The organism is Microcystis sp. M079S1 (genome assembly GCF_020246425.1).
In the GTDB taxonomy this organism is placed as follows: Bacteria; Cyanobacteriota; Cyanobacteriia; order Cyanobacteriales; family Microcystaceae; genus Microcystis; species Microcystis aeruginosa.
The window spans coordinates 1-10,165 of record NZ_JADBSZ010000287.1; the positions used below are offsets into that span (position 1 = coordinate 1).

Genomic DNA, 10,165 nt, shown 5'->3' on the forward strand with positions numbered 1-10,165 from the left:
AAAGTTGAGAAGAAAACTCAGTCATGATCAACGAAAATTTTAACTCTTACTGTCCCTAACATTATAGAGTTTTTTGTCCCCTTTTTTCTGCTTTTTTAACCATTATTTTCTCTCATTTAGCCCAGTGACGGAGAGACAAAACAGACTGTTGTTGAGATCAAGTCGCTGTAACTTATATCTGGTAGTGGTTTCAGGGTTTTTTACCCTACTCTCATGAATAATGCAGGTTAAAGAAATCTTTGTATCAACGCTCACAAAATGGGAAAGTACTTTACTTGATTTCAACGGTGAATCAGATCACGTTCACCTAATTATCGATTACAAACCTGACATCGCTTTATCCAAATTAATCGCTAACCTTAAAACAGTTAGTAGTCGCTTAATTAGAAAGGAATTTCCGGATTTGGCGGCAAAGTATTTCTACAACAAACCCTATTTTTGGACGGGAGCTTATTTCGTGGCTAGTTGTGGCGGCGTTACTGTCGAACAACTAAAAAAATACGTCGAGAACCAAAACTCCCCAAAAGTGGAAACGCTACCGCGTTAGTTTCATTCTGGTCGCAATTCATCTCCCGTTAACCGCTACGCGGTTTAACGGGAGTCCTCTCGCTCCATTGAGATAGTTTTAATCCAAACCTGCGATCGGGAGTGAAAGCTTGACGAGGCCAGGATTGAAAAAAATGGGCGTTGTAAGGGTCGAACTTACGGCATCCTGCTTGTAAGGCAGGCGCTCTACCACTGAGCTAAACGCCCGAATCAATTTCGCACTTTTTTAGCATAACATATATTTTAAAAAAAGTATATTATTTTTTTGAGCGAGTTGATTTTTTTCCGATGCCCTCTGGTCGAACTCACGATCGCATTACCCTAATTCTGCTGCCACCGATTGCGGGGGCGAGTTTTTTGGTCAGTGGCAGTGGTAAATTAACCCTGTTACTGTTGGCCAGTTATTTGTTTAGCGGATTCCTGTTTGGGCCAGATCTTGACATCCACTCGGTACAGTACAAACGTTGGGGTTATCTGCGCTGGTTGTGGCTACCCTATCGTTCCATGATCCGTCATCGCGGTTGGTTATCCCACGGTTTATTGATCGGCACAATTTTTCGGTTATTTTACTTCGGTAGTTTTCTTTTACTAGCGGCGATCATCATCATTCCGATCCTGCAAAGTTTCTGGGGTATAGACTGGGATTGGCGACTGTGGCCGCAGCAAGCGATCGCATTATGGCAACAGTATCCCCGGGTAGCGATCGCTATTTTCCTGGGTTTAGAATTAGGGGCGATGAGTCATAGTTGTAGTGATTGGATCGGATCGGCCTACAAACGTTCTGGAAAAGTGGCTCAAAAACCGGTAAAAAAGAAAAAACGTTAAGACAAGGCTGAAAATTATCTTGATTTAATGTCTGGCACTGCTAGGTTATCGCTGACAGGGGTACAAGCGAGCTATAAGCTTTGCCCACAGAGGCTTTGAGCTTATCTTGCTAGAAATAGATCGATCAATAACCAGCAAAAAGCCAACAAAAGAATCGAGGATAGGGGCAAGCTTATTAAAAATAATTATTAATAAGTGGGATTTGGCATAGGGAACTTTTTCGATCAAAAGCAATGGAAAGCTTATGGTGTATGGATTTCATGTTTCTTGTCCCCCTGTCAGAGGTTATCGTTAACTACAGACCATAGCTTTCTTGACTTTTAGGACACCTAAGCATAACATAAACAGAACTTAAGAGAATGAAATTATGCAAACTAATGGATATAGATCGGAATGGCGATTGTTTGGCAAAACTCCTTTTTTACCGACATATTGGTGGGATGTAGGGGCAATTGTTTTAATTTTACTGGCAACAATTGTAATTAATTCGCGCATGATCCGTCATGGACTAAATGGATTGGGCGATTTACGTTGGCATATTACTTGGATTCAGCATTTTTCCGAACAGATTAGAGAAGGTATTTTCTATCCTCGCTGGTTAGCAGGAACCAACTTCGGTTACGGTAGTCCCACCTTTGTGTTCTATCCACCTCTCGTCTATTACATTGCCTCTTTTTTCAAACTAATTGGACTCAATAGCGAACAAGCGATTAGCACGGTTTTTTCTTTGGGGATTTTTCTGATCGGAAGTGCCTTTTATCTCTATGGTCGCAGTCAGTGGCATCCCTTAGCAGCTTTCGGAGGTGCTGTTTTTTACATGACCTCTCCCTTTGTCTTCGGTCTCCTCAATGGTGGAGGGTTAGCGAGTCTATTTGCCTTAATTTGGATTCCTATCGGTCTATTTGTGATTGATAGGGCGATTCAGCAGCCGCAATGGCGGATTATTCTGGCTTGCTTTTGGATGCTGGTCGCTTTAACCCATACACCCAGTTTGCTCATTTATGCGATCGCTGGAGGTTTGTATACTTTATCTTTGTGGCGACGGCATTCTTTCAGACAAGTTTTTGTCACTCTTACATTTATGGCTTTAGGTTTGGCGATGGCCGCTTTTTACCTACTGCCGGCAGTTTTAGAACAGCCCTTCACCAACATCAATTACGTCTTTGCCTTTTTGGGTGATTATATCAATTTATTAGACTTATTGACTCAAAACTTTCGTAATCAACTTTTTTTACAGTTATTCTGTTTGTTTACTCTCGCTCTCATCGCCTATCTGAGCCAGAGGCCATCAGCAGCGCAAAAAAGAAATATTATCTACGCCGTAGCAGTAATGTTAATGGTTTTATTCTTGGTCAGTCCGGGGTCAAATTGGATTTGGCAATCGATTTCACCACTGCAAAAGCTAGAAACTCCCTACAGGATACTGTCATTATTATTCTTCGCCGGCGCTTATCTGTGCAGTGTAGCTATTGATGGACTGCTGCGAGGAGGTTATTTCTGGAAATTCTTGGGCTTAACTCTCATTACCCTGATTATTCTTTTTAACCTACGTTCTGGTTTCAAAGACACTTATGCTTATCCTACCCTTCATAGTGGTGGCAAAGGCAAAGTCTTTATCCGTCCTTGGATAGAAACTATTCTTAATGATCCCTTCCAAGATAAACTGATCGACGTTCCCGAGTACCGCCCCTTCTTACCAGTATCGGGCAATTATCCAGATTTTGTCCGGGAAAGATATTCCGATTCGGGACTACCCTTAACTTTCACTGCCAATACGCCCCTTCCAGTTCCCCAAATTGGAGAACCGCGATTTTCCCTGGTTAGTGGTCAGGGGCAAGTGAAAGTCGAACATTGGGGAAGTTATCACCGAAAATTAAAGGTAGAAGTCCAAGAACCTGCCATCCTGCGAGTCCGTCTTTATTATTATCCCGCTTGGCAGTTAACCGTTAACGGTCAACCCCAACCCCTAGAAATGGGCAAGGATGGAACTATACTGGTCAAGTTAGCACAGGGTAGTTATATCCTAGAGCTATCCTACGGTTGGACAAATGCCCTGATCGCTGGCACGGCGACCGCTTTGTGTGCTTTCCTAACGCTATTGGGTTACGGTGTATTTCTGTGGCGAAAAGGTTTACTTTTCAGAACTACGCCCTAAATCTTTAGATCTATGATAGGCCGCCACTACTGCCTCGATAATAGTCGATCGAAAAGAGCCTTTTTCTAATTGTCTCACCCCGGCAATCGTCGTTCCCCCGGGGCTAGTGACGCGATCCTTTAATTCTCCCGGATGTATGGCCGATTCTTTTAATAGGGTTGCCGTCCCCAAAACTGTTTCTAGGGCCAATTGAGATGCGATCGCTCGCGGTAATCCGGCCGCCACACCACCATCGCTTAAAGCTTCCACCATCAAGGCCACAAATGCCGGTCCAGATCCCGATAATCCCGTTACCGCGTCCATCAAAGCTTCGGGAACTTCCACCACCGAACCGACCGCAGCAAAAATATCTCTGGCTACGGCCAGATGTTCCGGTTCCGCATGACGACCGGGTGCGATCGCTGTAACCCCTTGTCCCACCGTGGCGGGGGTATTGGGCATCGTCCGGATCACAGGGCGATCGGGAAAGCCCATTTCTAAGCGATTGAGGGTAACTCCTGCTAAAATCGAGATAATCAAGGGTTTTTCGGGTATTCCCAGCAAACTATTCACTACTTGCTCTAAAATTTGCGGTTTTATCGCTAAGATTAACACCTCAGTTGCTCTAGCGGCTTCCCGGTTATCCTCACTGACTTGTACTCCGTAGGTATTAACCCAAAAGTTGCGCCGTTGGGATTGGGGTTCACTGACTAACACCGTTTCGGGACTATAAATATTTTTTTTTAATAAACGGCTGAGAATAGCCTCGGCCATCACTCCACCGCCAATAATTCCTAAACGAATAGACACAGTATTATTTAAAGTAAAAAGTAAACAGAAAAAAAGGCCGATTTAGAGGTCTTACCCCCAAAAAAACGCATCCTCTCGAGAATCGATCGATTTCTAGCTTCGACAAACTTGACGAGAGGACTATGGGAGGATTCATTGAGCTAATCGACTGCTTTCGGCACCCCAAGCAGGTGCGGGGGAAACGGGACGAGCCATTTTCGGGTTGTCGGTGATATCGTGAATGGTTCCGGAAAGGGTGCTAACTTTAACGCAGCTGGGAGTAAATAGGAAAATACTCTCACCGATGCGTTCTTGATGACCATCAATCGCGTAAGTGCCACCGGCGACAAAATCCACGGCTCTTTGTGCTTCTTCGGGATCCATGACGTTGAGGTTTAAAACCACCGATTTGCGTTCTCTCAGGGTTTGGATAACTTGGGGCATTTCCTCGAAGGAATGGGGCTCGATCACGACTACTTCTGCATTATTGTTGTTAATACCTGGCATACCGATCACGTTGCTTCTGTTGAGTCCCATAGATGTGGCTGTACTGAGATTTAAAGGTTCGCGTTGACGACGATTGAGGGGATCTTCTTCTTCGTTTTGATCCCTATCTTGGGGGGAAGACTTTTCCCAGTTCATTTCTTCGTAGTCGGTTTCGTCTTCGTCTTCTGGTTGTTCGGAGATGCCGACAAAATCTTTGAGTTTGGTAAAAATGTTGTTCACAGTCTAAGTGTCCTTCAAAAGATTTTTTAGGTGGTCTTGGCTAGAGTCGGGGTTATTTTAGTGGCCTTTAACAACTTTTGCTCTCACTTGGTACAGGAGAACTATTTTGTTCAGGGTTCGTCATTCTAGTCGTCTGGAGGCAGCGGTTAGTTCCCTCTTTTCAGTTATCAGTTATCAGGGGATAGTTTTCAGGGATTGGGAAAAAGTCAATTCCTCATTTCTAACCACCGGTTTCTAGACTGAACGCTGTAATCTTAAGATATATTGTCACCGATTATTAAAATTACTAGGAGTTTTTTCTGTAAATTTACGGAGATGGTTCAGTAAATGCGATCGCCAAAGATGCTGGTTCCCACCCGGATCAAAGTGGCTCCGGCCTTGATGGCCAGAGGATAATCGTTAGACATCCCCATGGATAGATGAGGCAGGCATAAACTAGAGCTATTCTCGATTATTTGGGCTAAATCCCCGGTTTTTTCAAAGGCGGCTAACTTTTCCCCAGCGGATAATCCTCGGGGCAGAATTGTCATCAAACCTTGAATTTTTAGCTGTTTACAGTTGACTAAAGCGGGAATATCTGCTAGTAATTCGGCCGTGTCCCAACCGAACTTATCGGGATCGGGGACAACTTTCACCTGTAGCAAAACTTGGGGATTAATCTCTAATTCCGCCGCTAGGCGATCGAGTCTTTGGGCTAATTTTAAACTATCGAGGGAATGGATTAAATCAAAAGATTCTAGGACTTTGCGGGCTTTATTTGCCTGTAGATGCCCGATAAAGTGCCAATAAATATCTGGGAGGTCTTTTAGTTCTTGCTGCTTCGAGATTGCTTCCTGTAGCTTACTTTCAGCAAAATCTCTCACTCCTGCCCGGTAAGCTTGACGGATATAATCGCTCGATACCTGTTTACTGACAGCAATCAGGCGCGTGGAGGGGGGTAGGGTAAGACGGATTGACTCGATACGACTAGCGATCGTCATGAACTAGACTGAAAAGGTTTGTTGATAAGTTTGGTTGAGACTGTTAAATTCTTGCATATTACTGCGCCGTCGCAAATTCCGCAGCCGGTTTTCCACCAAAAGACGAGCATCGGAACGACTAATCGGATCGAACGAGACTTTTTTGGGCCCCACCGTCACCAGAAAAAAAAGACGTTGGGCATAAAGAGTGGTAAATAATTCCTGATGTTCTTCTAATAGACAGACTCTGTATAATAGACCGAAAGTGGGATGATTGAGATAGGTTTCGTTACTCATTCAAGCGAGCGCTAAAGGAAAAGGATTGAGCGAACTAGAAAGTTTTTCAACAACAAAATCAAGCGGATGGCTCGAAAACAAGTGATTTTCCGGGTGTTTCCCTAGCCTGATTTTACCAGAATCCTTCAATGACAACTAACGATGCCAGTCTATGTCATGATTTCCTGAGTTTTCACTTTTTCCCTGTTAACGTGGATACATCTCGGTGACAACTTGTCACCATCAGAAATTAGCTCGGCTGCAAAAATCAAAAATCCTCCGTTAGGTAAGAAGAATCCGAGACTCCGAGAATCGGAGACAGGAGGAGGAAAAAGACAATAGATAACCATCCTACCCATAAAAGCTAAGATTATCTCAAATTTATCTGGGTTTTTAGATATTTTGACCCGATAGCGGCGATCGGTGAACTGAAAACTCACACCTGATCACTGATAACTGATAACTGATCACTGAATCACTGATGAAATGCCCTAAGCTTGTATTAAGCCTTTTTTAACTTCAAATTCCTTTAACCTCAATCAATATGGATTTTTCTAGTCTTGTTGCCAGTCAGCTAAACGCCGGCGTTATCTGGCCCGAAGGAATCCTGATTATTACCCTGATGGTGATTTTAATCGGCGATTTAATCGTGGGACGAAGTGCCAGAAGTTGGCTGCCCTACGTTGCGATCGCTGGTCTGCTCGCTGCTGTGGTTGCTCTCTACTTTACCTGGGACAATCCGAAACCGGTGGCTTTTTTAGGGGCTTTTGAGGGGGATAATCTCAGTATCGTCTTTAGGGGGATTATTGCCCTTTCTACCGCCTCCACAGTGCTGATGTCGGTGCGTTATGTGGAACAAGCGGGAACCTCCCTAGCGGAATTTTTAGCCATTATGCTCACTGCGACTATCGGGGGAATGTTCCTATCCGGTGCTAGTGAATTGGTGATGATCTTCATCTCCCTAGAAATGCTCAGTATTTCCTCCTATCTAATGACCGGTTACATGAAGCGGGATCCTCGATCAAACGAGGCCGCCTTAAAATACCTGTTAATTGGAGCTTCTAGTTCGGCGATTTTCCTCTACGGTGTTTCCCTTCTCTACGGTTTATCCGGAGGTGAAACCAGTTTAAGTGCCATTGCCCAAAAATTAACCGCTGTTAACGGTGGTCAGTCCCTGGCCTTAGCGATCGCATTAGTGTTTGTGATTGCCGGTATCGCTTTCAAAATTTCGGCGGTTCCCTTTCACCAGTGGACTCCTGATGTGTACGAAGGTTCACCCACTCCCGTGGTGGCTTTCCTCTCGGTGGGTTCCAAAGCGGCTGGTTTTGCCCTAGCAATTCGCCTATTAGTGACGGTTTTCGGTCTAGTGAGCGAACAATGGCGGTTTATCTTTATCGCCCTAGCAATTTTGAGTATGATCCTCGGCAACGTGGTCGCCTTGGCCCAAACTAGCATGAAACGGATGTTAGCCTATTCCTCGATCGGTCAGGCGGGTTTTGTCATGATTGGTTTAACCGCCGGTACTGACGCGGGTTACTCTAGCATGATTTTCTATCTGTTAATTTACCTGTTCATGAACCTAGGGGCTTTTGCCTGTGTGATTCTTTTTGCCCTCAGGACTGGAACCGATCAAATCGCTGAGTATTCGGGACTCTACCAGAAAGATCCGCTGCTAACCCTCTGTTTAAGCATCTGTCTGCTCTCTTTGGGGGGAATTCCGCCTCTAGCGGGCTTCTTTGGCAAGATTTATCTATTCTGGGCTGGTTGGCAAGCGGGACTTTATGCCCTCGTCCTCGTTGGTTTAGTCACCAGTGTGGCCTCGATTTACTACTATATCCGTGTGGTCAAAATGATGGTGGTCAAGGAACCCCAAGAGATGTCCGATGCGGTGAAAAATTACCCCGTTATCAATTGGACTCTTACCGGGATGCGTCCCCTACAGGTGGGTATTGTCCTCTCCCTAGTGGCGACTTCCCTGGCCGGTATCCTCTCCAATCCTCTCTTTACCCTAGCGACGGATTCCGTCACCACTACCCCCATCCTACAATCGGCGGCCCTGGCGACGCACATTTCCCGAGCAAATTGAGAATCCCTGTTGATTTATCGGCGTTGTCAGATCAGAATAACAACGCCTATTGTAGGGCTAATTCATGAATTAGCCCTACAGCTAATCCGTTTTTAATAATGTGATTAACTCTCAATTTGTTCTAAAATAGACGCTAAAATATCTGGAGTTAATCCTTTAGCTTCTGCTTCATCACTAGCTTGATCCATAATTGTTGATAATCTCGCCGCTGCTTTTTGACGATATTTTTCTAATTCTAATTGAATAGTTTCAGTTAATTTGTTTTCTATGTTCCCTCGGTCATTGGGTTGAATTTTAGCGTAATATCTAGCAATTTCTAAAGGAACTTGAATAGTGATTTCTGTCTTGCTATTCATGGTAAGTAGCTGGTTATAATTAAATTAAAAATGTATTTTAGGTTCGATCCCCCCTGCCCCCCTTGATAAGGGGGGTGTTGATCCCCCCTGCCCCCCTTGATAAGGGGGGTGTCTGATAATTTTTAACGCCTACCTACTTAATTGATTGTTTTTTTACTTTTAACAGACCTCTATTGTAGCACAAAATCACCATACTCATTCAACTTGACCCTATTGATACTAAATCTGGTTATTAAACACTGATTATTTATTTCCCTTTTTGCATGAGTGCATGAGCAGAAAACGGGTTTCTCCGAGAAACCCGTTTTCTGTGCGTTACTCAACGGATTTAGTATGATTTAAAAGTTGCCATTCGATAAAAAAAATCAATAAATAGAAACATGGACTAAAAATAAAAGCCCCCAACTGACTAAATCAAGGGGGCATTTATTGTATTTTTTGTGAGCAATTTAGCCAACTTTTGTGGTTTCTTTTTCGGCTGATTTGGATGGCTTCAATTTGCGCTTGAAGGTTGAAGCTGCGCCGAGAGTACCGAGGGCGAGGAGGCTGAGGACTGTAGAGGGTTCAGGAATAGGCTTACATTGATCGAAAAGAATAGTTTCAGTAAACGAGATTGAATCTTGATCTTGGTTTATACCCAAAAAATTTTCATTCAATGGAGGAATTGGACGTTTGGTTAATTTTACTATTAGTTTGGCGAAGTTTGGCTGCGGAGTAATTCTTGCAAAAAACTTTAATTGCTTGGGTTTTTTTTCAAATACTCCACACAACTTGCCTACTTTATCATTAGGGTTATCGGTCATTACTTGACAGTCAATTATGTAGTCAAACAAATTTTGCTTAAAATCGAAAGCGACTTCTAGTGTTTTGAAGTTTGTTGGAACTCTGAGGTTAGCAACGTTGAATACAATTGTTAATGATTGTTCATCCGCTAAACCTCCGTTGAAGCTTCCATCCCAACCAGAGCCTGGAGTATAAGACCAGTCTCCTATTAAGCTAGAAATACCACTCTGTGTTTCATCAAAAAGGGATTCAGGACCTTTTATCAAATTAGTGTGTTGTCCTAATCCTCCTGGAGTAAGTGTGTAGTCATATTCAGCAAAAGCTATAAGTTTAGGGTCCACCCAAGATGGTATATCTTCTGGCGGAACGGGAAAATCCTGAAGTGATGCTGCAATTGTTCTAGTAGAGCCTAAATTTAATAGCGTGAAAAGCGAAAAGGAAACTCCACCAATTGCTAAAGTTCGATAAACTTTGTTCATATCATCCTCAATCTAAATTGTTACGGAGATCGCCTCCCCTCGCAGCTAAGTCAAGCAACACTTGAATCCCACATTCCGCACCCTCAACTGTCACAGATCAAAAAAGCTATTAAAGTAGTACATAATAACTAAAATTAATTCAAAGGTTAAAAGGGTTAATGAGAATGTATAGCATTAAAAGGGGTATGGAGCGAGAAAGAGAAAAT

The 10,165-nt window shown here is 43.6% G+C and carries 9 protein-coding genes, 1 tRNA gene and 1 pseudogene; 4 read left to right on the forward strand and 7 right to left on the reverse strand.

Annotated elements, in window-relative coordinates:
* Positions 1-217: 217 nt before the first annotated feature.
* Positions 218-547 (forward strand): annotated as a pseudogene (gene tnpA / locus IM456_RS18635) (IS200/IS605 family transposase); the annotation flags it as partial.
* A 134-nt stretch (positions 548-681) separates the two neighbouring features.
* Here the strand turns inward: tnpA and IM456_RS18640 are convergent.
* A tRNA-Val gene (locus IM456_RS18640) sits at positions 682-753 on the reverse strand.
* A gap of 81 nt (positions 754-834) precedes the next feature.
* Between IM456_RS18640 and IM456_RS18645 the strand changes: the two genes are divergently transcribed.
* Together IM456_RS18645 and IM456_RS18650 are read left to right on the forward strand one after the other, a co-directional pair.
* Positions 835-1,371, forward strand: a complete 537-nt coding sequence (locus tag IM456_RS18645; protein ID WP_149988231.1) for a metal-binding protein — start codon at positions 835-837, stop codon at positions 1,369-1,371.
* A 367-nt stretch (positions 1,372-1,738) separates the two neighbouring features.
* On the forward strand, positions 1,739-3,526 hold the full coding sequence (locus IM456_RS18650) for a 6-pyruvoyl-tetrahydropterin synthase-related protein (RefSeq protein WP_287693326.1): 1,788 nt from the start codon (positions 1,739-1,741) through the stop codon (positions 3,524-3,526).
* Here IM456_RS18650 and proC read toward each other — a convergent pair.
* The 4 genes from proC to pipX all read right to left on the reverse strand — a co-directional run bounded on the left by proC (position 3,503) and on the right by pipX (position 6,276).
* Complete coding sequence (gene proC / locus IM456_RS18655; RefSeq protein ID WP_149988233.1) at positions 3,503-4,315, reverse strand: pyrroline-5-carboxylate reductase; 813 nt, start codon at positions 4,313-4,315, stop codon at positions 3,503-3,505. The genes IM456_RS18650 and proC overlap by 24 nt on opposite strands.
* A 132-nt stretch (positions 4,316-4,447) precedes the next feature.
* Positions 4,448-5,020, reverse strand: a complete 573-nt coding sequence (locus tag IM456_RS18660; protein ID WP_002796314.1) for a cell division protein SepF — start codon at positions 5,018-5,020, stop codon at positions 4,448-4,450.
* A 320-nt stretch (positions 5,021-5,340) separates the two neighbouring features.
* Positions 5,341-6,000 carry a YggS family pyridoxal phosphate-dependent enzyme gene (locus tag IM456_RS18665; RefSeq protein WP_149988235.1) on the reverse strand — a complete coding sequence of 220 codons (660 nt, stop codon included), beginning with the start codon at positions 5,998-6,000 and terminating at the stop codon, positions 5,341-5,343.
* Between the two features lie 3 nt (positions 6,001-6,003).
* The gene (gene pipX, locus IM456_RS18670; RefSeq protein WP_002796317.1) at positions 6,004-6,276 is read right to left on the reverse strand and encodes a transcriptional coactivator PipX; all 273 of its coding nucleotides are present in this window, start codon (positions 6,274-6,276) and stop codon (positions 6,004-6,006) included.
* Between the two features lie 523 nt (positions 6,277-6,799).
* Here pipX and IM456_RS18675 point away from each other — a divergent pair.
* Positions 6,800-8,341, forward strand: coding sequence for an NAD(P)H-quinone oxidoreductase subunit N (locus IM456_RS18675; RefSeq protein WP_185240633.1), 1,542 nt, complete (start codon positions 6,800-6,802; stop codon positions 8,339-8,341).
* 104 nt (positions 8,342-8,445) lie between these two features.
* Here IM456_RS18675 and IM456_RS18680 read toward each other — a convergent pair whose 3' ends face one another.
* Together IM456_RS18680 and IM456_RS18685 are read right to left on the reverse strand one after the other, a co-directional pair.
* Positions 8,446-8,697: a hypothetical protein gene (locus IM456_RS18680; RefSeq protein ID WP_149988237.1), complete on the reverse strand. Its 252-nt coding sequence runs from the start codon at positions 8,695-8,697 to the stop codon at positions 8,446-8,448.
* A gap of 449 nt (positions 8,698-9,146) precedes the next feature.
* Positions 9,147-9,959, reverse strand: coding sequence for a PEP-CTERM sorting domain-containing protein (locus IM456_RS18685; RefSeq protein ID WP_287693327.1), 813 nt, complete (start codon positions 9,957-9,959; stop codon positions 9,147-9,149).
* Positions 9,960-10,165: the final 206 nt, after the last annotated feature.

Bases quoted from the DNA above. Each gene is read 5' to 3' on its own strand.
- IM456_RS18645 (WP_149988231.1), top strand. From the start codon at position 835: ATGCCCTCTGGTCGAACTCACGATCGCATTACCCTAATTCTGCTGCCA.
- IM456_RS18650 (WP_287693326.1), top strand. From the start codon at position 1,739: ATGCAAACTAATGGATATAGATCGGAATGGCGATTGTTTGGCAAAACT.
- IM456_RS18665 (WP_149988235.1), bottom strand. From the start codon at position 6,000: ATGACGATCGCTAGTCGTATCGAGTCAATCCGTCTTACCCTACCCCCC.
- pipX (WP_002796317.1), bottom strand. From the start codon at position 6,276: ATGAGTAACGAAACCTATCTCAATCATCCCACTTTCGGTCTATTATAC.
- IM456_RS18675 (WP_185240633.1), top strand. From the start codon at position 6,800: ATGGATTTTTCTAGTCTTGTTGCCAGTCAGCTAAACGCCGGCGTTATC.
- IM456_RS18680 (WP_149988237.1), bottom strand. From the start codon at position 8,697: ATGAATAGCAAGACAGAAATCACTATTCAAGTTCCTTTAGAAATTGCT.
- IM456_RS18685 (WP_287693327.1), bottom strand. From the start codon at position 9,959: ATGAACAAAGTTTATCGAACTTTAGCAATTGGTGGAGTTTCCTTTTCG.